At 57.1% G+C, this 24,823-nt stretch carries 25 protein-coding genes and 2 riboswitches; of the genes, 9 read left to right on the forward strand and 16 right to left on the reverse strand.

Translation table 11 applies throughout. The annotated features are described in order from the left end of the window. Window positions 1-2: 2 nt before the first annotated feature. Genes KP705_RS03375 through KP705_RS03385 form a run of 3 tightly spaced genes read right to left on the reverse strand, consistent with a single transcriptional unit; the run spans window position 3 to window position 3,402 of the window. The gene (locus tag KP705_RS03375) at window positions 3-1,445 is read right to left on the reverse strand and encodes a cobyric acid synthase (protein WP_215764066.1); all 1,443 of its coding nucleotides are present in this window, start codon (window positions 1,443-1,445) and stop codon (window positions 3-5) included. 29 nt (window positions 1,446-1,474) lie between these two features. After that, on the reverse strand, window positions 1,475-2,083 hold the full coding sequence (cobO, locus tag KP705_RS03380; RefSeq protein ID WP_046901922.1) for a cob(I)yrinic acid a,c-diamide adenosyltransferase: 609 nt from the start codon (window positions 2,081-2,083) through the stop codon (window positions 1,475-1,477). A gap of 2 nt (window positions 2,084-2,085) precedes the next feature. Beyond that, window positions 2,086-3,402 carry a cobyrinate a,c-diamide synthase gene (locus KP705_RS03385; RefSeq protein WP_215764015.1) on the reverse strand — a complete coding sequence of 439 codons (1,317 nt, stop codon included), beginning with the start codon at window positions 3,400-3,402 and terminating at the stop codon, window positions 2,086-2,088. Between the two features lie 62 nt (window positions 3,403-3,464). On the opposite strand from KP705_RS03385, the gene KP705_RS03390 reads away from it, so the two are divergent. Then, window positions 3,465-4,553, forward strand: coding sequence for a cobalt-precorrin-5B (C(1))-methyltransferase (locus KP705_RS03390; RefSeq protein ID WP_046902142.1), 1,089 nt, complete (start codon window positions 3,465-3,467; stop codon window positions 4,551-4,553). Here KP705_RS03390 and cobM read toward each other — a convergent pair. Genes cobM through cbiE form a run of 3 tightly spaced genes read right to left on the reverse strand, consistent with a single transcriptional unit; the run spans window position 4,517 to window position 6,883 of the window. Beyond that, window positions 4,517-5,284: a precorrin-4 C(11)-methyltransferase gene (cobM, locus tag KP705_RS03395; protein WP_215764016.1), complete on the reverse strand. Its 768-nt coding sequence runs from the start codon at window positions 5,282-5,284 to the stop codon at window positions 4,517-4,519. The two genes, KP705_RS03390 and cobM, sit on opposite strands and share 37 nt — an antisense overlap. A 13-nt stretch (window positions 5,285-5,297) precedes the next feature. Beyond that, window positions 5,298-5,666, reverse strand: a complete 369-nt coding sequence (locus tag KP705_RS03400; protein ID WP_215764017.1) for a cobalamin biosynthesis protein — start codon at window positions 5,664-5,666, stop codon at window positions 5,298-5,300. Next, window positions 5,663-6,883, reverse strand: a complete 1,221-nt coding sequence (gene cbiE, locus KP705_RS03405; protein ID WP_215764018.1) for a precorrin-6y C5,15-methyltransferase (decarboxylating) subunit CbiE — start codon at window positions 6,881-6,883, stop codon at window positions 5,663-5,665. The genes KP705_RS03400 and cbiE overlap by 4 nt, the downstream gene beginning before the upstream one ends. Before the next feature lie 29 nt (window positions 6,884-6,912). Between cbiE and KP705_RS03410 the strand changes: the two genes are divergently transcribed. Next, a complete protein-coding gene (locus KP705_RS03410) occupies window positions 6,913-7,674 on the forward strand; it encodes a cobalt-precorrin-6A reductase (protein WP_215764019.1) in 762 nt (253 codons plus the stop codon). On the opposite strand, the gene cobJ is transcribed toward KP705_RS03410, so the two are convergent. The 8 genes from cobJ to cobU all read right to left on the reverse strand — a co-directional run bounded on the left by cobJ (window position 7,647) and on the right by cobU (window position 16,729). Beyond that, window positions 7,647-8,399, reverse strand: a complete 753-nt coding sequence (gene cobJ / locus KP705_RS03415) for a precorrin-3B C(17)-methyltransferase (RefSeq protein WP_046901926.1) — start codon at window positions 8,397-8,399, stop codon at window positions 7,647-7,649. The genes KP705_RS03410 and cobJ overlap by 28 nt on opposite strands. After that, window positions 8,396-9,121: a precorrin-2 C(20)-methyltransferase gene (locus KP705_RS03420; protein ID WP_046901927.1), complete on the reverse strand. Its 726-nt coding sequence runs from the start codon at window positions 9,119-9,121 to the stop codon at window positions 8,396-8,398. The genes cobJ and KP705_RS03420 overlap by 4 nt, the downstream gene beginning before the upstream one ends. Continuing rightward, window positions 9,118-9,759 (reverse strand): precorrin-8X methylmutase, encoded by a 642-nt coding sequence (locus tag KP705_RS03425; protein ID WP_046901928.1) that lies wholly within the window; start codon window positions 9,757-9,759, stop codon window positions 9,118-9,120. Before KP705_RS03425 ends, KP705_RS03420 begins: the two co-directional genes overlap by 4 nt. Then, window positions 9,756-10,940, reverse strand: coding sequence for a precorrin-3B synthase (gene cobG, locus KP705_RS03430; RefSeq protein ID WP_046901929.1), 1,185 nt, complete (start codon window positions 10,938-10,940; stop codon window positions 9,756-9,758). Before cobG ends, KP705_RS03425 begins: the two co-directional genes overlap by 4 nt. Next, window positions 10,937-14,305 carry a cobaltochelatase subunit CobN gene (gene cobN, locus KP705_RS03435; protein ID WP_215764020.1) on the reverse strand — a complete coding sequence of 1,123 codons (3,369 nt, stop codon included), beginning with the start codon at window positions 14,303-14,305 and terminating at the stop codon, window positions 10,937-10,939. Before cobN ends, cobG begins: the two co-directional genes overlap by 4 nt. Window positions 14,306-14,309: 4 nt before the next feature. Beyond that, window positions 14,310-15,362, reverse strand: coding sequence for a cobalamin biosynthesis protein CobW (gene cobW / locus KP705_RS03440; RefSeq protein WP_064274466.1), 1,053 nt, complete (start codon window positions 15,360-15,362; stop codon window positions 14,310-14,312). Next, entirely contained in the window at window positions 15,359-15,772 is a 414-nt protein-coding gene (locus KP705_RS03445; protein ID WP_046901932.1) for a DUF1636 domain-containing protein, read from the reverse strand. Before KP705_RS03445 ends, cobW begins: the two co-directional genes overlap by 4 nt. A 120-nt stretch (window positions 15,773-15,892) precedes the next feature. Continuing rightward, window positions 15,893-16,131: riboswitch (cobalamin riboswitch) on the reverse strand. A gap of 37 nt (window positions 16,132-16,168) precedes the next feature. Beyond that, on the reverse strand, window positions 16,169-16,729 hold the full coding sequence (cobU, locus tag KP705_RS03450) for a bifunctional adenosylcobinamide kinase/adenosylcobinamide-phosphate guanylyltransferase (RefSeq protein ID WP_046901933.1): 561 nt from the start codon (window positions 16,727-16,729) through the stop codon (window positions 16,169-16,171). Window positions 16,730-16,759: 30 nt separating this feature from the next. On the opposite strand from cobU, the gene cobT reads away from it, so the two are divergent. From cobT to bluB, 5 genes are all read left to right on the forward strand, one after another. Next, window positions 16,760-17,818: a nicotinate-nucleotide--dimethylbenzimidazole phosphoribosyltransferase gene (gene cobT / locus KP705_RS03455; RefSeq protein WP_252348202.1), complete on the forward strand. Its 1,059-nt coding sequence runs from the start codon at window positions 16,760-16,762 to the stop codon at window positions 17,816-17,818. Further along, window positions 17,815-18,582 carry an adenosylcobinamide-GDP ribazoletransferase gene (cobS, locus tag KP705_RS03460; RefSeq protein ID WP_215764021.1) on the forward strand — a complete coding sequence of 256 codons (768 nt, stop codon included), beginning with the start codon at window positions 17,815-17,817 and terminating at the stop codon, window positions 18,580-18,582. Before cobT ends, cobS begins: the two co-directional genes overlap by 4 nt. Continuing rightward, window positions 18,579-18,720: riboswitch (cobalamin riboswitch) on the forward strand. It overlaps the preceding gene by 4 nt. A gap of 28 nt (window positions 18,721-18,748) precedes the next feature. Next, on the forward strand, window positions 18,749-18,973 hold the full coding sequence (locus KP705_RS03465; protein WP_064274471.1) for a CbtB-domain containing protein: 225 nt from the start codon (window positions 18,749-18,751) through the stop codon (window positions 18,971-18,973). Window positions 18,974-18,988: 15 nt separating this feature from the next. Then, window positions 18,989-19,726 carry a CbtA family protein gene (locus tag KP705_RS03470; RefSeq protein WP_215764022.1) on the forward strand — a complete coding sequence of 246 codons (738 nt, stop codon included), beginning with the start codon at window positions 18,989-18,991 and terminating at the stop codon, window positions 19,724-19,726. 3 nt (window positions 19,727-19,729) lie between these two features. Further along, complete coding sequence (gene bluB / locus KP705_RS03475) at window positions 19,730-20,368, forward strand: 5,6-dimethylbenzimidazole synthase (protein ID WP_215764023.1); 639 nt, start codon at window positions 19,730-19,732, stop codon at window positions 20,366-20,368. On the opposite strand, the gene KP705_RS03480 is transcribed toward bluB, so the two are convergent. Further along, window positions 20,358-20,909: a histidine phosphatase family protein gene (locus tag KP705_RS03480; RefSeq protein ID WP_215764024.1), complete on the reverse strand. Its 552-nt coding sequence runs from the start codon at window positions 20,907-20,909 to the stop codon at window positions 20,358-20,360. The genes bluB and KP705_RS03480 overlap by 11 nt on opposite strands. Window positions 20,910-21,027: 118 nt before the next feature. Here KP705_RS03480 and KP705_RS03485 point away from each other — a divergent pair, with 118 nt between their 5' ends. Then, window positions 21,028-22,767: a M20/M25/M40 family metallo-hydrolase gene (locus tag KP705_RS03485; protein ID WP_252348203.1), complete on the forward strand. Its 1,740-nt coding sequence runs from the start codon at window positions 21,028-21,030 to the stop codon at window positions 22,765-22,767. A 209-nt stretch (window positions 22,768-22,976) separates the two neighbouring features. Next, window positions 22,977-23,882 carry a LysR family transcriptional regulator gene (locus KP705_RS03490; protein WP_215764025.1) on the forward strand — a complete coding sequence of 302 codons (906 nt, stop codon included), beginning with the start codon at window positions 22,977-22,979 and terminating at the stop codon, window positions 23,880-23,882. Here the strand turns inward: KP705_RS03490 and KP705_RS03495 are convergent. Continuing rightward, on the reverse strand, window positions 23,869-24,798 hold the full coding sequence (locus tag KP705_RS03495; protein WP_215764026.1) for a bile acid:sodium symporter family protein: 930 nt from the start codon (window positions 24,796-24,798) through the stop codon (window positions 23,869-23,871). The genes KP705_RS03490 and KP705_RS03495 overlap by 14 nt on opposite strands. Between the last annotated feature and the right edge of the window lie 25 nt (window positions 24,799-24,823).

Genomic DNA, 24,823 nt, shown 5'->3' on the forward strand with positions numbered 1-24,823 from the left:
GATCAGACAGGTCGGGCCAATGCAAGTAGCGCATCCAGGTCAATGCAGGCTTCAAGATGGTCCGCCCAGGCATCCAGCGCAGCCTCAACCCGCTCCTCATGATCCTGAAAGTCAGGCCCGGCGCGCCCTACGCGTGAAAGAAGAGCTTTCCGCGCGTTTCCACCAGACAGAACCCCGTGCAGATAGGTTCCCCAAACACGTCCGTCAGACGACACGGCACCTTCAGGCTCACCGTCTATCGTTACAAATGGCCTCTGAGTAGCCGGACCAGTCGTTCGCCCGACATGAATTTCATAGCCCGTGAGCGGGACGTCCTCCGGCACCAGTAATCCCCTTACCTCCGTCAAACGCTTGTCATTCGTCAGGACTGTCTGCACGTCTAGTACGCTCAAGCCCTCAACGAGACCCGGGGGGCCTTCGATCCCCTCCTTATCCTCAATGGATTTTCCAAGCATCTGATATCCGCCGCAAATGCCAAGAACACGACCGCCGCGCCGGATATGCGCCTTCAGATCAATGTCCCATCCCTGTTTTTTGAAAAACGCCAGATCAGAAATGGTCGCCTTCGAGCCTGGTATGATCACAAGGTCACAGACTGGAAGGGGCCGACCGGGTGCCACGATCTCCAGAGTGACGCCCGGATCAGATCGCAAAGGGTCTAAATCGTCGAAATTGGCGATCGTGGGTAGATGCGGCACGACAACCCGTAAACCGTCGCCTGCTGGGGTTTCGTTCACAAGATCAGATGCGTCTTCAGCGGGAAGGTCACCAACATGCGCACAGTGTGTGACGAGACCAAGCTTTTTCCATCCCGTCTGGCGTGAAATAATGTTCATCCCCTCGCTAAAAAGCGAGGCGTCTCCACGCATTTTGTTTACGATAAACCCTTTGATCCGCCCTGCATCCAGCTCTGACAGCACCATTTTGGTTCCGACAAGGCTGGCAATTACGCCCCCCCGGTCGATATCACCAATGAGCACGACGTCCACATCGGCGGCTTCGGCAAAACCCATATTAGCAATGTCGTTTGTCCGCAGATTGACCTCTGAAGCCGAACCGGCCCCTTCAATCAAAACGATATCAGCTTCAGCCGCCAAAGTGCGAAACGCGGACAACACGTCTGGCATAAGAGTTATTTTAACGTCCTGATAAACACGGGCCCGCACGGTTCCTCGCACTTTCCCTCGAACCACAAGCTGGGATCCTGTCTCGCTCTGCGGCTTCAACAGCACAGGATTCATGTCCACGGTGGGAAGAACCCTGCAGGCGCGAGCCTGAAGAGCTTGGGCGCGCCCAATTTCGCCTCCGTCTCTGGTCACGGCGGCGTTGTTTGACATGTTCTGAGGCTTGAACGGACGCACTGTAAGGCCACGACGTGTCAGGGCTCGGGCAATCCCTGCAACGAGCACAGATTTCCCAACGCTGGAGCCCGTTCCCTGAAACATGAGGGCCCTGGGGCCCTTCCGTTGCGTCATCAGAATTCGAACCCGGCCTGAGCTTTCACACCTGAATTGAAATGATGTTTTACCAGTGTCATTTCCGTTACCAGATCCGCAGCTTCCACAAGGGCTGGTTTGGCATTGCGCCCGGTTATGACGACATGCTGCATGTCAGGACGCGCTTTCAGGTCCTCCAGAACCTGCTCCAGGGGCAGATAGTCGTATCGCAGGGCGATATTCAGTTCATCGAGAACCACAAGAGCGACATCGTCGCGTTTCAGGGCAGCTTGCGCCACCTCCCACGCCCGGGCGCAGGCAGCAATATCCTTTGAGCGATCCTGCGTTTCCCAGGTGAACCCCTCGCCCATCGTGTGCCACTCTACCAGATCGTCAAAGCGTTCCAACGCAGCGCGCTCTCCAGTCACCCAGGCGCCCTTGATAAACTGCACGACAACAACCCGCTTTCCATGACCCAGCGCACGAAGCGCGAGGCCAAAGGCTGCAGTAGACTTACCTTTCCCCGGGCCTGTGTGAACCGCCAGAACGCCTTTTTCGACAGTTTTTGACGCGACTTCCTTGTCCTGAACGTCTTTGCGTTTCTGCATTTTCTCCCGGTGCCGGGTCGCATCATCCTTGGTGTTCATGCTCACTTCCTGTCTCTACGGGCCATTACGTGAAAAAATGATCCGGACACCAGCCCACGACAACCTCCAGCCATCCCAAGATCATTGCCGTAGCCGTCTCTCAAGGTTGCGAGAGGCTCGTCCGCTCCGGCCTGGATCACGCGGGCATAATGAAATTCATGTCCCCGAAAGATACTGCCTTTTGACCCCAGAGCGCAGTCTGTTGTCAGTATCGCCTCACGATATCCCAAATTCATTTTGCGCTTTGCAAAGCTGGTCCCGTGCCCCAGAAGGCCCACCATCTTATGCGTCACACCGTTTGCATCTTCCAGAAACTCTCCCAGCGCCATGAAGCCTCCGCATTCTCCGTGGACTGGTCGTGTCTCCGAGAACTTCACCAGACGGGATTGAAAGTGACGGGATGCCGCCAGTTGTTCAGCATGTAATTCTGGGTATCCCCCCGGAAGCCAGCAGACATCACAGTCTTCATCAGGCCCTTGATCTGCCAGCGGCGAGAACGGAACAAGCTCTGCTCCTGCATTTTTCCAACTCTGCGCCATATGCCCATAAAGGAACGAAAACGCGGCATCATCGGCAACCGCGATCTTTTGCCCCGGAGGGCTTATGGCAACACAGCCATGATCTTGAACATTAAGAGGCTTTGCCGCTGTCATAACGGCATCGAGGTCAAGCGAACCTTCCGTCCTCTCCCTGAGGCTAACAAGAAGGTCTTTCAGTGTATCCTGTTCTCGTGCCTGCACAAGGCCAAGATGTCGCTCCGGAAGTTTCAGAGTGGTGTCCCGCATGTATGCACCCAAAACGGGGATACCTGCGGCCAGAATGGCCTCACGGGCCATAGCCAGATGTCGTGGAGAGGCAACTTGGTTGAGGATGACACCGGCAACATGAAGAGCAGGATCGAGCGTGGCGAAACCGTGAGCAATGGCCGCAGCAGACTGGCCCTGCCCTGATACGTCCAGCACAAGAATAACCGGAATACCAAAACGAGCCGCAATATCGGACGGTGCACCGCGCGCGTCTGCGGGTCCCAGCAAGCCGTCGAACAGCCCCATGGCAGATTCAACGACCAAAAGATCTGCACCTTCAGCCGCACGCGCCAGCATGCTCTCGAGAAGCTCAGGCGTCATCACCCAGCTGTCGAGGTTCATACTGGAACGCCCGGTTACAACCTCATGAAACGCTGGATCAATATAATCCGGGCCTGTCTTAGCGGCCTGAATTTCGATATTTCTGGCCCTCAGAGCTGACAGAATGCCAAGCGTGGCAGTCGTTTTCCCTCCACCTGAGCGAGGCGCGGCAATCATGATCGCGCGGGTCATATCAGCGATCCTTTCTGATGGCATGTCTCGCTTTCAGCATGAAATATCGTATCCTGTCTCCGATGACTGCCCAAGGCTCCCCTCTGCGATACGGCTGGACGACCGGAAGCTGCGCGACCGCGGCGGCCAAAGCTGCATGGATAGCGCTCCAGACTGGAACATTTCCTGATCCCGTGTCCATCACGCTGCCCGGAGGCAGACAGGCTGCGTTTGCACTGGCTGCTCACGGGATGAACAAAACGGGCGCCTGGGCAGCGGTCGTCAAGGATGCCGGAGACGACCCCGATGTTACGCATGGCGCCCTGATCCGGGCAGACGTGCGCCCATTGCCTGAGGGGCAAGATATTATTTTTCGCGCGGGCGATGGTGTTGGAACAATTACGCGCCCCGGTCTCCCCCTTCCGCCGGGTGAAGCGGCCATTAATCCCGTCCCCCGCCAGATGATCCGTGTCGCTCTTCAGGGTGCCTCCGCTGAGGTCACAATCAGCGTTGAAAATGGCGTTGCGCTGGCAAGAAAAACCCTGAATAGTCGGCTGGGCATTGTCGGCGGGTTGTCTATTCTGGGCACAACGGGAATTGTCGTGCCTTTTTCCTGCTCTGCTTGGATTGACAGCATTCATCGCGGGATCGACGTCGCGCGGGCTCTGAACCTGCCACATCTGGCCGCGACCACAGGAGATGTTTCCGAACGCGCTGTTCAGGCGTTCTACGGGTTGCCTGAAACAGCGCTGATCGAGATGGGTGACTTTGCAGGCGGCGTTCTGAAATATATTCGTCGACACCCGGTCCCTTGCCTTACAATCGGCGGAGGCATCGCCAAGATGACCAAGCTGGCTCAGAGCCGGATGGATCTGCATTCCAAGCGAGGGGCGGCAGATATGCAAGCTCTGGCCGCGCTGGCAATGCAGGCCGGCGCGAACGCGGAGTTGGCCGATGCTATTGCCGCTTCCCCTACGGTCGCAGAAGCATTTCTGCTTGCTTCCGTGCAGAATATTCCGCTGGGTAATCACATCGCACAGGCTGCGTACCAGTTTGCCAGCAGCGTTCTGGAAGACAGCAGTATCGCTCTGGACGTTATGGTTTTTGACCGACAAGGCAACTGCGTAGGACGCAGTCATCTGGCTGATGATCCAGACCTAAACCGGCGCTGATAATCCGGATCATAGAGCGCACTCTCTCGAAATTCATCGACCGCAAGCGCGGGACCAACCAAAACCAGAGCGGTGCGCTCCACCGGGTCAGCTGCAGCTTTTTCAAGAAGTGTTCCAAGCGTGCCGCGAATGGTCATCTGGTCCGGCCAGCTTGCACGTGCCACCACGGCCACAGGGCACTCTGACCCATAATGTGGCAGCAACTCCGTGACGATGCGGTCCAGCGCATGCACTGCCAGATGAATGGCCAGTGTCGCGCCAGTCGCAGCATAGGCTGAGAGTGTTTCGCGCGCGGGCATGGAAGACGCTCGGCCACTGACGCGGGTCAGCACGACGGTCTGCGCAACTTCCGGGACAGTAAGTTCCCGGCCCAAGACAGATGCTGCTGCCGCAAATGCAGGCACCCCCGGCGTCATTGTCCAGGGAATACCGAGCCTATCCAGGCGGCGCGTCTGTTCGGCAACCGCGCTGTAGATAGACAGATCCCCAGAATGAAGACGCGCGACGTCCTGCCCTTCAGCGTGTGCCCGGATGTATTCCTGCTCGATCTGGTCCAGCGATAACGGCGCCGTGTTCACCTTTCGGGCATCTGGCGGGCAGTGCTCCAGCATTTCCGCCGGGACGATAGACCCCGCATATAGACAGACTTTACATGAGGCCAAAAGATCCCGGCCTCGCAGCGTCAGAAGATCAGCGGCGCCCGGTCCTGCACCAATAAAATGAACCGTCATCCGTTCTCTTTCCTCATGTCTCAACTGACTGCGCAAGAGCACAGGTCACGTCTTTTCCACTCTGCCGCATAACGATCAAACGGCTTTTTGGCCCCGCACCAGCCAGCGCGCAAGCCTCCGCCACAGAGCTGAATCCTGTCTTTTCAAAAGCAATTGCGGAATGGGTTTCGCACTCTACCTGACGCTCCGTCAGGCTTTCCGTATCTATCCACACAAGCTCAACATTCAAACGCTTTGCCAGTTCTGGAATAGCTGGTTCAGTTTTTCTGAATTCCGGAGCAGCAAGCCGATCGAACCTGTGGCCAGACGTCACCTGCATGACGAGGACCAGCAGGGAGTGTTCGTCCACTTTTGGTCGGCAGCCGATACCCGCGACGATCATAACCTGTCCTCAGAAATCACTGTCGCATATTGCGTCACGCGCATGGCGGGCCGGAAAGCATGCAATCCACCCACAGCATCAAGCCGTTCAACGCCGATCCGCGTTAGCGTCCCGCCATAGCGCGTATATTGAGCGGATAGAACCGCTTCCCCTTCCAGCGTTACGGCATTGGCAACAAGACGTCCACCAACGGGAAGTGCGGCTCTGGCCTGCGTGAAAATATCCACTTGTGCCAGCCCTCCGCCTATGAACACGACGTCTGGTCTTTCAAGTCCAGACAACACATCAGGCGCAGTGCCTTCCACAACCTTTAACCCTGGCACACCCAATTTCAGGGCATTTCTTGCTATTCTCGCCGCCCGCAGTGGATTTTTCTCTATGACGATGGCCCTGTTGGCAGGATGGTGAAGCATCCACTCAATAGCTATAGACCCGGCCCCTCCCCCAATGTCCCAAAGGAGTTCTCCAGGATGCGGGGCTAATGTTGAAAGCGTAACCGCACGAATTTCACGCTTGGTAATCTGCCCGTCATGCTCAAACAGATCATCCTCTAAACCGCCGGAAAGCGGGATCATCCTTGCCCCTGGAGCCACCTCGATTTCAATTCCCATAAGGTTCAGAGGGTCGACATCTTCGAACTCGTCCGAAGCCACGATTACACGCGACCGCTCATTGAGGCCGCCTACCCGTTCCATGACATGAATGCGAGAGGGCCCAAAGCCTCGCCCAGTCAAAAACTGACTGACTTTTCTCGGCGTGCTACCGTCTTCTGACAAAACAATCAGCCGCATAGTCCGATGAAGGTGCGGAACCAATGTCTCAATTGGGCACCCACAGAGCGACACGACACGCACGTCCTGTTCAGCCCATCCAAGGCGTCCGCAGGCCCAGGATATGGAAGACGGCGCTGGCACACAGAGCATTTCTTCTGGCGGAATATGGCGTGCAAGTGTGCTTCCGACACCAAAGCAGAACGGGTCTCCGGATGCGAGGACGGTGACGGACCGTCCGCGCCGTTTAAGAACACGACGTACTCCACTCGAAAAAGGGGAGCCCCAAGGTTCAGCTTGTCCTGAGATCAGACTGGCAGCCAGTCCAAGATGCCTTTCACCGCCAATCACAAACTCGGCCTGACGAACGATCTGACGTGCGAGAGACGAAAGCCCCTCGACACCATCCTCGCCAATTCCGATAACGCTCAGCCATGGGGTCTTCATCGGCCTGCTCCGGCAAAGGAACCAAATCCATGCGCGTTCTGATCCTTGGCGGCACGACACAGGCCAACCAGCTGGCGCAACATCTCGCGGAAAGAAAGGATTTCGAGCCAGTCTTTTCTCTCGCTGGCGTGACGAAAAATCCAGTTCTTCCCGGAATCCCTGTGCGCATTGGCGGATTTGGCGGCATTTCGGGGCTGGAAACGTTCTTGGCCACAGAGCACATTGGTGCGGTTGTGGACGCGACCCATCCGTTCGCCGCACAAATAAGCCGACACGCCGCGACAGCATGTGAGCGAATGGGCCGTCTTCTGCTGCGGATAGACCGCCCTAACTGGGAAGCCCAACCTGACGATCAATGGACGTTCGTTTCCAGTATTGATGCAGCGGTGGAAGCACTGGGGGCCGCCGCACGGACAGTCTTTCTGACGACGGGCCGCAAGGACCTGCTGCCGTTCCAGAAGGCTCCGCATCATCATTACGTGCTGCGCAGTATCGACCAGCCTGATCCCTTGTCCCTGCCGTCTAACGTCACGCTTCTGCTCGCCCGCCCTCCGTTCACGGTGGACAGCGAAATCGCGCTCATGAGAGATCATGCTGTGCAGGTTCTCGTCACCAAGAATGCTGGAGCTGACGCGACGGCTGCCAAGCTGATTGCCGCCAGAGCGTTGAGATTGCCCGTTATCATGATTGACCGCCCGACGCTGCCGCCAGCTGAGAGTGTCACGACGGTCGAAGACGCGCTGGACTGGTTGGAGCGCCATTATCACGCGGGCACAGACCGGGACGTATAAAGCCATGCCTGCCCATCTGGCCGCTCGATGCGATGTGTCAGAGTGGTCCCGATCAGGACAAGTGTACTCATATCCACCAGTTCGGGATCAGCATGGCTCAGAGTCGTTAGATGCAGCCTTTCATCAGCTCTTCCAATAGCCCTTGCGAAGGCAACAGGCACAGTTCCAGACAACTCCTGACGCAGCACTTCGAAAGCCTCGCCCAACTGCCAGGGACGTGCCTTTGACCGGGGGTTGTAGAGCGCAATAACGAAGCCCGCCTGCGCGGCCAAAGTCAGACGCCGGCAGACCGTCTCCCAAGACTTGAGATTATCTGACAGAGACATGACGCAGAAATCTCCCCCTAGGGGAGCGCCAATCCGGGCCGCGGCAGCCAGAACGGCGGAAACTCCGGGAATGACCGTGACATTCACGCCATTCCATCGATCCGGTTCGTGATCGATGGCTTCAAACAGGGCGCTTGCCATGCCAAACACGCCCGCATCCCCGCCTGACACGATCGCCACACAACGCCCCTGCTCCGCAAGTTCGAGGGCATGGCGAGCGCGATCCAGTTCGACACGATTATCGGATGGATGGCGAGTGATATGCGCTGGCAGATCCACACGATCCACGTATGGACCATATCCTATAACGTCTGTTGCCTGGGCAAGTGCCTCTTCAGCCTCAGGCGTTCTCTGGCTGGGCTTTCCTGGCCCTAGACCGATGACGAAGATCCGGCTCACCGGACACCACGACGGCCTGGCAATAACGCCAAGGAAAAATAAGGAGCTGCACCATCCATGTCATTCAACGGCAGAACACGGGCCTCTTCCTGCGTCCCCCGCTCCACATAGACGGCATCCTGCAATCGCCCCGCACGTTCCAGTGCTGTACGCAGCTTTGGAAGATTGCGTCCCAGTTTCATCACCACGGCTGCATCAGCCTGCTTCAGCCACCGAGCAAGATCATCTTCCGGCATAGTGGCAGGCAAGACGCATAGGACATCATCACCATGCGTCATGGGAAGTGCCGCCTGCGTCCAGCATCCACTCATTCCTGTGATCCCGGGAATGACTTCGCAAGGTCCGACAAGCTCAAGCCGATCAAACACATACATGGCGGACCCATACAGAAACGGGTCCCCCTCACAAAGAAGAGCAACGCTTCGACCAGCCTCTATTTCGACCGCAATCTGCTTCGCACACTCATCGTAAAACGACGACATATCAGGATGATAGGACGGGTCATTAACAAGGCGCTCCGTCGTGAAGGGGTACGCAAAACGCAGTTCTTTCGTGCCCGGCGTAATGTGTGTGTCAGCGATCTTCCGCGCATGACCCATTTTGTCATGACGGCAGAAATAGGCGATGACGGGAGCTGTTGAAATGACCCGAGCTGCCTTGAGCGTCATAAGTTCCGGATCACCCGGCCCTACGCCGACGACGTAAACTGTTGCAGCTGTCATTCTGCCTCGCTGGCAAGGGCGTTCAGGGCAGCGGCAGCCATGGCGCTTCCGCCCAGCCGTCCTCGTACGATGACATACGCAAGGTCAGAGCGAGCCGCCAGTGCGTCCTTGGATTCTGCCGCCCCCACAAAGCCAACGGGCATACCGATAATTGCCGCGGGGCGCGGGCCACCTGCATCAATGAGCTCAAGAAGATGAAAAAGCGCTGTCGGGGCATTCCCGATCGCTACAACAGCCCCTTCAATCTGATCGCCCCAAAGATCAAGAGCTGCGGCAGAGCGCGTATTATCAATTTGTCTGGCCAGGTCTGGCGTCCGTTCATCGCGCAATGTGCAGATAACGGCATTATTAGCTGGCAACCGGGCGCGCGTAACACCATGGGCGACCATCTCGGAATCACACAGGATTGGCTTACCCGCCTGCAACGCTGCACGCGCTTTGCTAACAAGATCAGACGTCATGGTGACTGATCCTGCGACCTCCACCATTCCGCATGCATGGATAATGCGCACTGCAATTTTGGACTGCTCGGGCGTAAAGCCCGACAGATCGGCCTCTGCACGGATCGTTGCGAAGGACCGGGCATAAATGGCCGCGCCATCCCGAATATAGTCGTAGGAAGAGGGTCCGGCGCTCAAACCTGTGTCTCCTTCAATTCATGACGCAACAGGGCCCGTATCTGCGGAATATCCCTGTCGTGCCATGATGGCGTGTCTGTTGTGCGCCCGTTGCGCACAACCTCATAATGCCCGTCATCAGCAACAAGCGTCATATCTGCCGCACGGGGATGCGCACACCCCTTTATGCAGCCTGAAACATGCAACACACAGCCGGGCGGCACATCAGATGCCAGAGCCAAGGCTGTCTCGACAACATCTGCGGTGGCTTTCGCACATCCGGAACGGCCAATACAGGCTTCCACTCTCAACAATGGATCTACCGAACTGGTGATGAAACCGGGCCATGTTCCGTCCTGCTGTGGCAGAAGAACACTACGCCAAGGTGTAACCCGCAGCCGTGATGCCCCGGTAAGCTCTGCAAGAACTTCAAAGTCTTTGGCATGGCATCGGCCGAATGGCACACCAACGCCCATGACCTTCCCCGGCAATGGCCCTATGAGAGACACCGGACGAGTACCCTGCGGTTTGCAAGGGATTCCCTCTAGCCCGCCCTTCGCGAGGACGAATGCTGCTGTATCGGCGTCTCGCGATGGTCGGCCAAGGTCAGAATTTTCTTCACAAATCCGGGACATCACCACGGCTGCTCTGACAGCCCGAGCGTTATCCAGCACTCCGGTTTCCATAGCACCACAGACAACTGACCATCCATCCGGGCGGGACTGAAGGGCAATATCCGCTGATAACGTGCCTTCTGGAACATACCCGCCACCATCAACAGCCCAACCGAACTTGCCGCTCAGCGCCGACAATGCGTTTTCTTCAAGAAGCGCCGTCTGAAGCGACTGGGCGACGTCCAATGTTTCCGGATTGCATGCAGGATCCAAGCCCGCAAGGGGTGAAACCAGAATGGCCCTTCGGCGCTCTTTCGCTGGATCAGGATCTACAAGCCCCTCCGCCAGTGCGCTTTCTAACGCGAGTTTTGCACTCGTCGTAGAAAATCCCCGCAACTGCACGTTGCCACGATTGGTCAACTCAACAGTGCCGTTTCCGAAACGTCGTGCCAGTTCTGCAATAGCCAGCACTTGTGGCCCCTCAAAACCACCGAGCGGGGAACGGATACGGACCAGATATCCGTCTCGTGCTTCCATCGGCGCGAACATATCCGGACACCAGCCGCGAACAAGGGGGGGGATTGTCATTCGCTCCCACTCTCCAACACCGCAGAAACGCTATTCAGGCGCGGGTGCCAGAGGCCTCGACGGATCATATCCTGAAACCGCGTGCGCATTGCCTGACGTGCCTGGGGGTTAGCGCTTTTCAGGAAAGCATCACAGGTATCATCGCCAAGCGTTGCGGCAAATACCAGGTCAAACTGTTGGTCAAACCGAACAGAAAGGGTCGAGGCAAAAGCGCAGAGGGCGTCCAGTCCCCGGGCAATTTCGGCGCCTCCCCGATAGTCATGCCGCTGCATCCCTGTCAGCCAACGGGGGTTGGCCAGACGCCCTCGAACGATGCGCTTCACTTCGTCTTCTACTCTCCGAAGACGGGGCGCATCCACATGGGACGTGTCGCCATGCCAAAGGACGGGATCGGCCCCTAGCAAAGCAGCCGCCGCTGCAAGCCCACCTTCATGAGCAGCAAAATCCGGGCTTTCGAGAATATCCGTTTCTGCGTGGTCCTGCACATGCAAGATGGCATCTGCCCGTGCCAGATTTTGGGCCAATGCTGCGCTGCTACGTGTCCCGTCACGACCGCCACCATACATCCAGTCGTTGCCGTCCAGATAAGACTGACCGAGCTCAGATTGGTCTTCCCAGTTACTCCGCGTGAGAGCATCTTCAATGCCTGTCCCGTACGTACCGGGCGCTGCACCGAAAATCCGGGCTCCAGCAATTTTTCGAGCCTCACCTTCCAAATTTCTCACGCGAGCAGACAACGGGTTCCATTCCTCGCTTTCCTCCAAACAGGAAATAGCTTCAACCACCTGATCGAAAAGAGAAATCTGTGCCGGAAAAGCGTCCCGGAACAATCCTGAAATTCGAAGTGTCACATCGACACGCGGACGATCGAGAACAGCCAGTGGTGTAATTTCAAATCCTGATACCCGACCGCTCGACGCATCCCACGTGGGGTCAACTCCCATCAGGATCAGAGCCAGTGCCAGATCCTCTCCCCCCGTACGCAGGGTAGAGGAACCCCACAGATCTATAACGATGCTTTGAAGCGGCTCGCCCTCGTTCTGCAAATGACACAGCAGGATCTGCTTTGCCTGCGTTCGGGCAAGCTCTACCGCAGAAGACGTCGGAACAGCTCTCGGATCAAGCGTGAAAAGATTGCGGCCGGTCGGCAGAACATCCACTCGCCCACGTGTCGGCGCACCAGACGGACCGGGTTGAATGAATCGTCCTTCCAGCCCGGCCAGAAGTGCCTTCATTTCCGCATCTGCGCTGGCTTCGATCAGAGTAGCAACCGTTTGCTGGGGCACCTGTGCAACAGAAGACACCATTTCGGCCAATTTCTCGGCATGCGGTGCTACTTGACCGAAAACATGCAGACCATCACGGATCTGAAGGTCCTTCACATCACAGAGATAAGCATCCAGCCGCGCCAGAGCCTCTGCTTCGTCGCCTTCCCCCGCTTTGACACCACTTTCGCTTAGAAGTCCCATGCGCGTGGCTCGGTCCAGAATATCACGCTTCAGAATGGCGCCACGACGCCTGTCCAGACCATCCGCCTCTGCAAACTCATCGATCAGTTGTTCCAGCTCTGCCATGTCCGGATCAAGTCCGGCCTTCATAACAGGCGGTGTCATATGTCCGATGGTGACTGCGCCGAGACGACGTTTCGCCGAAGCTGCTTCTCCCGGGTTGTTGACGATAAAGGGATACAGAACCGGCAAAGCGCCACGAAGAACGGCGGGAGCACACTGGTTGGAAAGCGCTACAGCTTTTCCGGGAAGCCATTCGAGTGTGCCATGCGTTCCAAGATGAACCATGGCATCTGTCTGGCAGACATGACGTAGCCAGAGGTGGAACGCAATATAGGCATAGCGTGGGGGTGTATCAGGGTCGTGATACTGGGCTTTACGATCCTGCGCGCTGCCACGATCAGGCTGGACAGCGACTACAACATTACCAAGCACCATGAATTTAAGACAAAATGAACCGTCCTGAACAGCGGGATCTTCCGCAGAGGTGCCCCAACTCTGGGTCACAGCGTCCCGGAAGGGAGCGGGCAAGCGCGCAAAGAGTTCGTTATAATCGTTCAGAGACAAGCAGGGCTGCGGCAGGTCTTCACACAGAGCTCCCACCAACGCCCTACTGGTGGGAATTTTCGCAGCTCCACAGTCATACCCTGCCTGTTTCAAGGCATGAAGGATGGATTCAAGGCTGGCAAAAGTATCTAATCCGACGGCGTGCGCGGTCTGTCCGTCTGCACCTGGATAATCAGAAAGGACGATCGCAAGACGCTTCTCGCGCGAATGCGTATTTTTAAGCCTTGCCCATGCAAGAGCCTGCTGTGCAGCAGCGGCAATACCCGGTTGAAAGGGCATATGCCTTGCCGCATTCCCCGGAACTGTCTCAGATTTGAAGGAGATCGGAGACGAAGAAATCCGCCCATCAAGTTCTGGCAAAACGACCTGCATCGCGAGGTCGGACTGCGATAGGCCGCGCCCGCTTTCAGCCCAGGCCGAGGCTGTCACACCAGGCTGCAAAACCTGAAGAACCGGAACAGCAGCAACATCAAGAGGAGATGCCCCGTCTTTTCCGCGCGCAGAAAAGAAGGTCGCGTTCAGAACAATGTCTGGCTGAGTTTCAATCAGCCGGCGCTGAATCCACTCGGCAACATCCGGGTTCTTCAGCGATGCGACATATAGAACATCTGTCGCGACCCCGAACTTTTCCAGTTCATCGGCAAGACCGTCAATCGCTGCTGTATCGGCAGCCAGAAGGTGAGCGCGGTAGAAAACGATTGTGGCTCTTAAAGGAAAATCCGCAGTCGTCTGGCGATAAATTCCAGCCGGGGGAAGCGCTGCGGGTTCTCCTGAAACGTCTTCTCCATGCCCGGCAAGATGAGCCATGAGCAAAAGTGCGCGACGCGCATTCTCAGGACCACCTTCCCTCAGAAACCCCGTGAGTCTGGAATGGTTTGCTGCTTCGATGCTGGACCACTCTTCAAGCCGTGCATCCTGACGGGCATCTCCGGGCAACAGAGCCAGTGGAATGCTGTTCCTGCCGCAAAAATTCCGGAGTTCTTCCGCCCCATAGCGCCAGTAATCCACGCCACCCAGAAGCCGTGCGATAACGCAGCGGGATGACGCTATGGTCTGCTCAACGTATAAATCGACCGACATGGGGTGTCTGAGGCGAGCAAGACTGACCAGCCGTAACGAAAAACCTGCACCGGTCGGGGCCTGCTCATTCAAACGGGAGTAGGCCCGCTCAAGCGCCAGAAGATCGCTATCCGAGAAGGACAGAAACACGACATCAGCAGGCGCATGACCGAGATCCTCGGCCACGTCCTGATCGTCTATTCCGTGTCGTTCCCGGACAAGCAGATGCATCGGGTCAGTCCGCCAGCAGTGCGGCTTCGATGGCTGAGTGATCCAGGCCTGTCTGGCCAATTACGACGAGGCGCCCGTCCCGGCCTGCATCAGCGAGAGGCACATCAAATTCATGACGGAAACGGGTCCCAACCCCCTGCACGGCCAATCGCATTTTCTTGCCCTGCACGGCTGCAAAACCTTTCATGCGGAGGATATCGAATTGCCCCGCAACCTCGCTCAGGCGTTTGAGTAACGCTTCAGCACTTTTCTGCTCCGGAAGGACCACGACGAAACTCTCGAAGTCATCATGTTCGTGATCATCTGCGCCATCATGATTGGACGGACGAGCCTGGAGATCGTCTTCGGCACCGGCACCAATTCCCAGCAGAACAGCGGGGTCCAGGCGTCCCTCTACTGCGCGCAGCGTGATAACTTTTCGCGGCACAGCCTCCGTAATGCCCTTCTCAACCGCATCAATCCCGGCTTCGTCCAAAAGATCAGTCTTGTTCAGAACAATCAGATCCGCCGCATTCAATTGATCTTCATAGACTTCAGCCAACGGATTATCGTGATCCAGAGAAGGGTCAGCAGCCTGCTGTGCAGCAACAGCTTCCGGATCGTCGGCAAAGCGACCTGCGGCGACAGCGGGTGCATCCACCAGCGTAATCACACCATCAACGGTCATGCGGGTACGGATCCCGGGCCAGCTGAATGCCTTGAGAAGAGGCTTGGGCAACGCAAGGCCAGATGTCTCGATCACGATGTGCTCTGGCGGATCAGGACGATCGATCAGAGCCTCCATGGTCGGAATGAAGTCGTCTGCAACCGTGCAGCAGAGGCACCCGTTGGTAAGTTCGACGATATCCTCGTCAGCACATCCTTCGATCCCGCAAGACCGTAGAATTTCACCGTCAATCCCAAGTGAACCGAACTCGTTAACGACGATCGCAATACGGCGTCCATCAGCCTGTGCGAGAAGATTTCGCAGAAGGGTTGTTTTCCCTGCGCCCAGAAAACCCGTGATGATCGTAACCGGAATCTTGCGACCGGAGCCTGAAACAGTCTGGGACATCATGAAAGTTCCTGTGAAGCAGACAATGAAGATGGAAGACGGGCGATAACCATATCAGAAAGCGATGCGGGTCGCTTTGACGGCATCACTGTTCCAGTTTTCGATGCTCGGTAAAGCTGAAGGTAAGCCAGCAGGTCAGACAGCTTTTCCGGACCAAGTTCACCTAGAACAAAAGTCCATTTTTCCGGCATGGAAAGCGTGGCAATACAGCCTCGGCTACAGGCGGCCATACATTCAACGGGCTGGACGCTGAAATCGCCTTCAGCAGCCTGGTCAAGCAAGGCATCGTAAAGCTGCCGCCCCTGAACAGGGTCATTCCCAACCGGTAGACCGCGACGACACGTCACACAGACGTGGAAAACTGGCGAAACGGATGATTGGCTCGTTTCAGGATAAGGCAGGGTATCTGCCATGGTTTCGTCTCTCTTGCAGCCACAACGGCATAACAAAAGGCGCGATGAAAGGCCTTCGCAATCGCGAAAGTGACACGCACATGCTGGCGCGCCCTCACAGTCCGGGCACCCCGCCGGATCATGACACTTGGCTCAGATGGCAGGTCTCCTGACTCACGGCTGAGGCGCAATTAGCACCTCCTCTCCCACCGGGCCTTCCCAGATCGAAATCCAGTGGCTGCCTTTCCTGAAAGAAAGACTGGCGGGACAGAAAACCGTCCACAGTTGCGGGGGCAGTGCCGGGTTTGACCTATTTCTAAGGCCGCACCAGCTTCCCTTTTCATCCTCTTCTCAGAGGAACCATCAAACCCTCTCCTATCTCTGGGATGAAAGCGTGTCAAAGCCCGGGAAATGGGCTCATTTCATTTTCAAAGACAAACCCGCCGCCACAAACAGCACTTCTCCGGCGACTGCGGCGATCTTCTGATGAAGAAGACCCGCTTCATCGCGAAAGCAACGAGCCAGAGCATTGTCCGGGACAATTCCAAGCCCTACCTCGTTGCCTACAAGAACGGTTCGGCCTCTTCGTGCTTGCAGCGCCTCGAGAAGGTCGTTCGTCGCAGCGTGTATATTACGATCTTCCAAAATGAGATTCGTCAGCCATAGAGTCAGGCAATCAACCAGGACCGGTGCGCCTTGCTCGGCCTGTAAGACACCCGCGATATCAAATGGCTCTTCAACTGTACGCCACCCTTTGTTCCCACGGGTGGTACGATGCAAATCTATCCTGGCCTGCATTTCTTCATCAAAAGCCTGACCGGTCGCGAGGTAAACCCAAGGGGCCGGAAGGGCAGTGATGAGTGCCTCAGCGATCCCGCTTTTTCCTGACCTGGCGCCCCCAAGGACCAGTGACACATCCGATAGTCCTGTTTGCGTGATGGTCTGTGCCACAATGTCTCCTGCGCCTTCTTCTTGCATGGTCCCTGATAACAGCACAAAAGACCTGTCATGCCACCGCACATCATGCCCTCGTTCTGTCAGCCTCCTTTCGCCAGCATGGCAGAACTTCGCACTGCCTGCCTGTCACTTCCAGACCCCGACCCAAAAGTCGCCACCCTGATAGCGGAGCGAGACGCAACTCTGACCAAACCTCCCGGCAGCCTCGGGCGGTTGGAAGAGCTGTCCATTTGGCTCGGTGAATGGCAAGGCCATCAAAAACCAACGCTAGAACGCGTTCAGATAACGATTTTTGCAGGAAATCATGGTGTGGTCCGCCGGGGGGTATCTCCGTGGCCTTCGGATGTTACGGCCCAGATGGTGTCGAATTTCCAGCGTGGCGGCGCAGCAATCAATCAGCTTGCCCGGAATGCTGGTGCGGACCTTGCCGTTGTACCCGTCCAAAATCTAAAGGCCACAGCAGATTTTACCGCGACCCCAGCTATGGGCGAAGAGGAATTCCTTGACGCGGTCTCGGTCGGATACACCGCCGTATCCCCCACACTGGATCTGTTCTGCCCTGGCGAAATGGGTATTGGCAACACAACCCCTTCCGCCGCACTCTGTGCTGCCCTTCTAGGGGGCACTGGCGCAGACTGGGCAGGACGTGGAACGGGGCTCGATCAGGCGGGCGTCAATCTCAAGGCTTCTGTGATTGATGAGGCTCTGTGTCTGCACGCGGCGTCACTTAACGACCCCTTGGATGCCGCACGTTGTCTGGGTGGTTACGAACTGGCCGCCATACTGGGAAGTGTTCTGGCCGCCAGACACTATCGTATCCCGGTTCTGCTTGACGGCTTCGTCTGTACCGCAGCCGTGCTGCCATTGATCAAACTGACTGCCTCAGCACTCGACCACACAAAGCTCTCGCATTGTTCCGCTGAAGCTGGTCACCGCAGGCTGGCAGATGCCCTTAGGCTAAAACCAATACTGGACCTGGGCTTGCGCCTCGGAGAGGGATCTGGGTCTGCGGTTGCCATTCCCGCCCTCAGAGCGGCATTGGCCTGCCACAACGGTATGGCGACGTTCGCAGAGGCTGCTGTTTCCCAATCAGACGTCTCGATTCAATGAGGCTTTGGCGCACCATTCGAGAAGACATCGCCTGTGGTGCAGGCCTGCTGACCCGGCTTCCCTTGGGATGGCTGCGCGTCAGCGGACAGGGCTGGTCTCTGGCGCGGTCTGTCTGGTGCTGGCCCCTGGTTGGGGCGCTTGTCGGTATTCTCAGCGCATCAGTGTTCTTGCTGCTGAGCGCCTTGAGTGTTCCCCCTCTGGTAGCGGCCGCTTGGAGCGTTGGCCTACAAGTTCTCTTAACCGGAGGCCTGCACGAAGACGGACTGGCGGATATGGCGGACGGCTGTGGTGGTGGCCATACTCCTGAAAAGCGCCTGACCATTATGCGCGATAGTCGTATCGGCAGCTATGGGGCGGTAGCTCTGGGCATCAGCTTGATCGTCCGCGTTACGACGTTAGCAGCGCTGCCTCCTTCAATGGTCGTGCCGGCAATGGCTGCAACGGGAGCGCTATCCCGCGCGGTACTCCCACTCCTGACGTTCCTCACAAAGCCTGCTCGTGACAACGGGCTGGCAAAGCAGCTCTCCAGTCTGACACGGGATCAGTTATTGGGCGCCTTGTTTTCCGGCTTTTGCATGACGGTAATTTGCCTTCCCGCACAACTGGGCTTCCAGACTATTCTTGCCGCCCTGTGCACGATGCTTGGAGTTCGCGCCGTAGCCCGGAAAATGCTTGGCGGCTATACAGGAGACGTACTCGGGGCAACGGCCAGTCTCGCTGAGTGCGTTCTCCTGACAGTGCTGGCTTCAGCATGGAAAAGTTGACACTCCCGCACGAAAGGTTACATCCTTCCTGTTAGCGAAAGCAGGGAGAAGCCGGTGCAAATCCGGTGCGGTCGCGCCACTGTAATGCTCGTGAAATCACGCTGCGAAGCCAGACCTCCTTTATCAATTTTCCACCGCAGAACGCGCTTTTCCAGCGGAGCCTATTATGAGCCAGAGCCTTTCCCCCTCCCACCTGCCCGCCAGCATCGCCGCACCGGTTGCGCTGCCGATCCGCACGCTCCTTCCATGGGCTGCCTTTACGGTCGTACTCAGCCTTCTGCTGCTTTATTTTGTTGGTGCAGAACAAGGCGCGACGTCTCTGATTTCAGGCCATGCGGTCCATGAATTTGTTCATGATGGGCGCCATCTTCTCGGCTTCCCCTGCCACTAAACGCAGCATAGTTTCATGACAGGTCGTCTTTTGAGCCGCGGCATGATTGCCGGGATTGCTGCCGCATTGCTTGCGTTTGTGTTTGCGCGTTTTTTTGGAGAGCCGCAGGTCAATCTTGCGATTGCATTCGAGAGCGCGAAAGACCTCGCTGCTGGCGAGCCGCCTGAACCGGAAATTATCAGCCGAGGCGTTCAAGCCTCTTTCGGCCTTCTGACAGCAGCCGTTATGTATGGCGCGGCTTACGGCGGCATTTTTGCAACCGTTTTTGCGTTTGCTTACGGTCGCGTAGGCCGATTTTCGCCGCGAGCCTTATCTGCACTTCTGGCAGCCGCAGCATTCGTCGTGTTCGTGCTGGTGCCAGACCTGAAATATCCTCCCAATCCCCCTGCCGTTGGCCTCCCATCCACCATCGGCCTACGGACCGGCGCCTATTTCGGTATGATCGCTCTATCGCTTTGCGCGGCAGCTGCATCCTATATGGTCAGCCGACCACTCATCCGGCGCCTGGGCCACTGGAACGGAGTGCTAGCCTCTCTTGGTATCTTCATCATTCTGGTAGCCGCCGTACAAGCCGGTATGCCTGATATCAACGAAGTTCCATCAGATTTCCCGGCAACAGTGCTCTGGCGATTCCGGGAGGCAGCCTTGGGGATGCAGATCGTTCTATGGGCTACGATCGGACTGCTCTTCGGCCCTCTGGCATCCCGTGTCCTGACGGCAGGCGCTGACAAACCTTTTGCACGCAACGGATAAACCATGACGGCACCAGCCTTTTCAGACGATTTCAGAAAAGATCTGGAGCGCCTTTTCACATGGCGTCGGGATGCGCGACATTTCCAACGTGACCCTCTTCCCGGATCGGTGCTGGATGATCTCCTGCATGCATCGACCCTGGCGCCTTCCGTTGGTTTGAGTGAGCCCTGGCGCTTCGTGCTCGTTGAAAACCCGCAGCGAAAAGCAGCCGTTCGGAAGAGCTTTGAAACCTGTAACCGGGAGGCCCTTAAGGGATATGAGGGCGAACAAGCAGCATCCTATGCGACGCTCAAACTGGCCGGATTAGATGATGCCCCGCATCATGTCGCAGTCTTCTGCGAAACATTTCCGGACCAGGGACATGGTCTTGGACGTGCGACCATGCCGGAAACAACGACCTGGTCGGCTGTGATGGCTATCCATACTTTTTGGCTGGCTGCAACGGCGGCAGGTGTTGGGCTGGGCTGGGTCTCCATTCTTGAGCCAGAGCACGTGTCAGACCTTCTCGATGCCGAGCCGGGATGGAACCTTATCGCGTATCTTTGCATCGGATACCCCGCAGCCCATGCCAAAACGCCAGAACTGGAGCGCATGGGCTGGGAAACAAGAAACCCGGACCGACGTCAGTGGATCAAACGCTGACGTAATGGAGCCTGCTGCTGCCTTGCGGCATTGAAGGTGCTAGCAGGTTCGCCCTTTCTCCTTTGGCAAGCCCATCAAGGAGACGAAGTGGGCCGCCGTGCGAAATGACTAATGCGGCCTCTCCAGCCTGAACGAGGTCTGCCCAGAAAGACTGCACACGCTCCTGTAGCGCTCGCCCACTTTCACCTTTTGGGGGAGAAAATCCTTCAGGATCTTCGGCCCAGCTATCGAGAGCCACACGCGGCACAACATTCCAGGATAGCCCTTCCCACTGGCCAAAATTTAGCTCCAGTAACCGGTCATCCAAACGCAGCGGCCACCCGGTCTGTGCCTCAAGTCTTCGCGCGACAGACAGACACCGGGCTGATGGTGACGTGTAGATAACTGAACAGCCGGCACCCCTTGCGAGGGTCAACAGACCAGCGGCCTGGGCCTCCCACCCCGCTCTGAGTTCCATCTCCTGTCGCCCATAACAAAGGCCTTCACTCCCCTCAACGGGAGGATGGCGGGACAGGAGAACCGGAATGGTAAGAGTGGTCATTAATCGTAGATGGGGGGGCCACGCGTTTTCCGTCAACCAGCCAGTCCGATGATTTTATGCCATTTCCTGATCAGCAATCCGATGTGTAAGGTGTGCCTCATCTCGTCAGACACGCGTTATGACAAAGACTGAGGACATGATGCACAAACCTTCCCTTCGAAACCGCCTAAAATTGGCTACCGCTCTTGCCGCTTTCGCGATAGCTCCGCTCGCAATTGGCGTTTCCGGGGCCCACGCAGCGTCTGACGCAGGCGCCTCCGGCCCGATCGACCCGGCTCGGATGTCGGAGACAATGCGGGTTCTGGCTTCCGACTCATTTGAAGGACGTGCCCCTGGCACCCCGGGTGAGGCCGTCACAGTCAAGTGGCTGATTGATCAGTACCAGAAGCTTGGACTGGAACCTGGCGGCGAAAATGGCGGATGGACGCAGAATGTCCCCATGATCCGTACCCGCCCTGATCCGAAAGCAATCGCCACGATCAAGACACGGGGTCAGGCTGCTCTGCCGCTTCATCAGCTGACAGATATCGTCATGTCGACGCTCCAGCCGATCGAACGGCTTCAGCTGTCGAACGTCCCTCTGGTCTTCGTAGGCTATGGTGTGACGGCACCGGAACGTCGCTGGAATGACTTCAAGCAGGTTGATCTGCACGGCAAGATTGCGGTCTTTCTGGTGAATGATCCTGATTTCGATGCTGGACCAGAAGAGCCTGTCGCTGGCCGCTTTGGCGGCAAGACCATGACGTATTACGGCCGCTGGACGTACAAGTTTGAAGAAGCAGCCCGTCGCGGTGCAGCTGGAGCGCTGATCATTCATGATACGCCGGGCGCATCCTATCCCTGGAGCACGGTCGTCGCACCTCAGGGTGAAGAATATGACATTCTTCACGACGATAAGGACCTGAAGTCCGTACCGATGATCGGCTGGATCGAAGGCAATGCAGCCAAAACATTGTTCGCACGGGCCGGGCTGGATCTGAACCGTCTGCGTCGTCAGGCGCGTTCGCCGGATTTCCATCCGGTCAACATTCATGACACGACGCTTTCAGTGGATATGCCAGTCAAGGTCGATCACCTCCAGAGCCAGAACGTCATCGGCAAGATCACAGGCACGGATTATCCAGACGAAACCGTAATGTTCGGCGCGCACTGGGATGCGTTTGGTAAAAGCACCGACGCCGCGGGCAAGACCGTTATTCGGCGCGGAGCGATTGACGACGGCTCTGGTATTGCAGCAGTTCTGGAAATCGCACGGGCTTTCAAAAACGGGCCAAAGCCAAAACGGACGGTCAGTTTTGCATCCTGGACCGGTGAAGAGCGTGGCCTTCTGGGATCGAGCTGGTATGTCGCCCATCCGCTGGCACCGCTGGACAAGACTGCGGCTAACCTAACCATGGATGTGCTTCAGATGGCAGGCCCAGCTCATAATGCCTTCATTATCGGCGCTGGACAGGACACTCTGCAGGACGATTTCGCAGCCGCGGCTCTCAAGCAGGGCCGTACAACCCAGCCGGAAGCCATGCCGGAGCGCGGAGCCTTTTACCGTGCGGACCATCTGCCCTTCGCTCGGGCTGGCGTGCCCGTTCTCGCGGTTATGGATATGGCTGGCCCGTTCGATCTTCTTCAGGGTGGAACAGCCGCAGGCAGCAAATGGCTGACGGCGTATATGGCCTGCTATCATCAGGCCTGCGATGCCTGGAGCCCTGACTGGGACGTCCGAGGTGCGGCGCAGGACGTCGATGTTGTCCGCCAGGTCGGATATAATGCGGCCTTCTCGCATGATTGGCCGACGTGGAAAGGTGGCTCCGAGTTCCGGGCCATCCGTGAAAAGAGCAACGACGTTCGTTCGGCTCACTAAACTTCAGGTTCAGGCGGCTCGGAGAAAGAGTCGCCTGAATTTTGATTTTAAACGATATATTGTGGAAATTTCTTAATCCGTTTCGTAGCGAAGAACATTTCCAGCGGCCTTGTTCACGCAGGTAACAATCCACGCTTGGCATCATGCGCGCCTTAAAATTTGCGCGCTTTGAACAAAGTTCCTGCAACCCGTTCATAGATGAGATCGAGATGGACAATCGCGTTGGCGAAATGCAGGTTTTTCTACGGGTAGTCGAAAGCGGCAGTTTCTCGGAAGCCGCCCGGCTGCTGGTCATGACGCCGTCAACCGTCAGCAAGCTCATCGCCAGAATTGAAGCCCGTCTGGGTGTCCGCCTGATCGAACGCTCGACCCGCCGCCTTTCGGTAACGCAGGAAGGGCAGACTTATTATACGCGCGCTGTCAGCCTGATAGCGGATCTCGATGATATTGAACGTAGCCTCACAACGGGAACCCTGCAGCCCAGCGGGACGGTCCGGGTTAATGCGTCCGTTGCGTTCGGCACCCTTGGACTGGAGCCATTCCTCCCCGCGTTCTGGAATGCCTATCCGGATATTCTGATTGATCTCTCACTTTCTGACGACGTAACAGACCTTTACCTTGACCGGACAGACGTGGCTTTCCGTGTCGGCCGACTACAGGATTCAGGCCTCACAGTCCGTCACCTGGGGGCGGTGCCACGCAGGATTGTAGCCTCACCCACCTATCTTGAACGCCACGGAACGCCTCAGACCGTTGCGGATTTAGACAGCCATCAATGCCTTGGGTTTAACTTCCAGCGCACAACCCCTGTCTGGCCGTTTCAGGAAAAAGGGCGGCTGATTGACCGGCGCGTGCACGGCCCCCTTCTGGCGAATAATGGTGAAACGGTAAGGCGTATGGCCCTGCAGGGCGTCGGCTTGGCACGGCTTGGCGAATATCATGTCCGTGAAGACCTGAAGACTGGCCGCTTGGTTGAAGTTCTGAGTGATGCCACGATCCAGGACGAAGAAGACATTCATGCCCTCTTCCCTGCAGGACATCAGAGCCCACCGCGAGTGCGTGCCTTTCTTGATTTCATGGTTCCGCGAATACAGGATTATCTCAAGGTGCCTTGATCCGTGATGTGCCCTTACTGAGAGGCCGCGCCGCCCAGTATGCGGCCAGAACGGAGCCGGACACATTGTGCCAGACAGAGAAAACTGCCCCTGGAAGCGCCGCAAGGGGTGAGAAGTAAAGACGGCCCAGGGTTGCAGCGAGCGCCGAGTTCTGCATCCCGACTTCAAGCGCAAGCGTTCGGCAGACGGACTCATCGAAGCCCAGAAGCCTGCCGCCCCAGTATCCCCCCAACAAGCCAATCGCGTTATGCAGAATAACACCGAGGATCAGGAGGGGGCCAGCTTGAGCCAAGGAGGGACCGGCGCCAGCGACGACGCAACCAATGATCAGCAAAATGGACACCATGGCCACGGGCGGCAAGGCGCTCTCAATCCGCTGGATGGTCCGATGCCACAGCGTATTGACGATCACACCGGCAAGAACAGGCAGCGCAACCATGGTAATAATGCTTCGGAACAACCCCCAGCTATCAACAGAGACACCCGCAGACACATACAGCCGTGTCAGTAATGGTGTTGCAAAAATTCCCACCAAAGTAGACAGCGCACTAATACTGACGGACAGCGCGACGTCCCCTTTGGAGAGAAAAATCATCACATTGGAGGCTGTGCCGCTAGAGACACAGCCCACAAGAACCATGCCTGTCGCCAGACCGGGAGGCATACCGAGCATGTGGGCAATACCCCATGCTGCCAAAGGCATGACGAGATAATGCAATCCTACCCCCGCCAGAACAGGATAAGGGCGCCGGGCAATGCGGGAAAAATCCTGCACTGTCAGAGACACACCCATCGTAAACATGATGAACGCGAGCAGCGGTGTGATGACCGGCAACAGTTTCAGAAACGGCGCGGGAAGCACGATGGCTGCCAGCGAGACCAGAATGGCCCAGACCGGGAAAAGGCGCGTCATCATCTGGCGGAGCGTCTCCATTATTAGA

Source organism: Gluconobacter sp. P1D12_c, from assembly GCF_018812105.1.
Lineage (GTDB): Bacteria > Pseudomonadota > Alphaproteobacteria > Acetobacterales > Acetobacteraceae > Gluconobacter > Gluconobacter oxydans_A.

Bases quoted from the DNA above. Each gene is read 5' to 3' on its own strand.
- KP705_RS03375 (WP_215764066.1), bottom strand. From the start codon at position 1,445: ATGTTTCAGGGAACGGGCTCCAGCGTTGGGAAATCTGTGCTCGTTGCA.
- cobO (WP_046901922.1), bottom strand. From the start codon at position 2,083: ATGAACACCAAGGATGATGCGACCCGGCACCGGGAGAAAATGCAGAAA.
- KP705_RS03385 (WP_215764015.1), bottom strand. From the start codon at position 3,402: ATGACCCGCGCGATCATGATTGCCGCGCCTCGCTCAGGTGGAGGGAAA.
- KP705_RS03390 (WP_046902142.1), top strand. From the start codon at position 3,465: ATGACTGCCCAAGGCTCCCCTCTGCGATACGGCTGGACGACCGGAAGC.
- cobM (WP_215764016.1), bottom strand. From the start codon at position 5,284: ATGACGGTTCATTTTATTGGTGCAGGACCGGGCGCCGCTGATCTTCTG.
- KP705_RS03400 (WP_215764017.1), bottom strand. From the start codon at position 5,666: ATGATCGTCGCGGGTATCGGCTGCCGACCAAAAGTGGACGAACACTCC.
- cbiE (WP_215764018.1), bottom strand. From the start codon at position 6,883: ATGAAGACCCCATGGCTGAGCGTTATCGGAATTGGCGAGGATGGTGTC.
- KP705_RS03410 (WP_215764019.1), top strand. From the start codon at position 6,913: ATGCGCGTTCTGATCCTTGGCGGCACGACACAGGCCAACCAGCTGGCG.
- KP705_RS03420 (WP_046901927.1), bottom strand. From the start codon at position 9,121: ATGACAGCTGCAACAGTTTACGTCGTCGGCGTAGGGCCGGGTGATCCG.
- cobG (WP_046901929.1), bottom strand. From the start codon at position 10,940: ATGACAATCCCCCCCCTTGTTCGCGGCTGGTGTCCGGATATGTTCGCG.
- cobN (WP_215764020.1), bottom strand. From the start codon at position 14,305: ATGCATCTGCTTGTCCGGGAACGACACGGAATAGACGATCAGGACGTG.
- cobW (WP_064274466.1), bottom strand. From the start codon at position 15,362: ATGATGTCCCAGACTGTTTCAGGCTCCGGTCGCAAGATTCCGGTTACG.
- KP705_RS03445 (WP_046901932.1), bottom strand. From the start codon at position 15,772: ATGGCAGATACCCTGCCTTATCCTGAAACGAGCCAATCATCCGTTTCG.
- cobU (WP_046901933.1), bottom strand. From the start codon at position 16,729: ATGCAAGAAGAAGGCGCAGGAGACATTGTGGCACAGACCATCACGCAA.
- cobT (WP_252348202.1), top strand. From the start codon at position 16,760: ATGCCACCGCACATCATGCCCTCGTTCTGTCAGCCTCCTTTCGCCAGC.
- cobS (WP_215764021.1), top strand. From the start codon at position 17,815: ATGAGGCTTTGGCGCACCATTCGAGAAGACATCGCCTGTGGTGCAGGC.
- KP705_RS03465 (WP_064274471.1), top strand. From the start codon at position 18,749: ATGAGCCAGAGCCTTTCCCCCTCCCACCTGCCCGCCAGCATCGCCGCA.
- KP705_RS03470 (WP_215764022.1), top strand. From the start codon at position 18,989: ATGACAGGTCGTCTTTTGAGCCGCGGCATGATTGCCGGGATTGCTGCC.
- bluB (WP_215764023.1), top strand. From the start codon at position 19,730: ATGACGGCACCAGCCTTTTCAGACGATTTCAGAAAAGATCTGGAGCGC.
- KP705_RS03480 (WP_215764024.1), bottom strand. From the start codon at position 20,909: ATGACCACTCTTACCATTCCGGTTCTCCTGTCCCGCCATCCTCCCGTT.
- KP705_RS03485 (WP_252348203.1), top strand. From the start codon at position 21,028: ATGACAAAGACTGAGGACATGATGCACAAACCTTCCCTTCGAAACCGC.
- KP705_RS03490 (WP_215764025.1), top strand. From the start codon at position 22,977: ATGGACAATCGCGTTGGCGAAATGCAGGTTTTTCTACGGGTAGTCGAA.
- KP705_RS03495 (WP_215764026.1), bottom strand. From the start codon at position 24,798: ATGATGACGCGCCTTTTCCCGGTCTGGGCCATTCTGGTCTCGCTGGCA.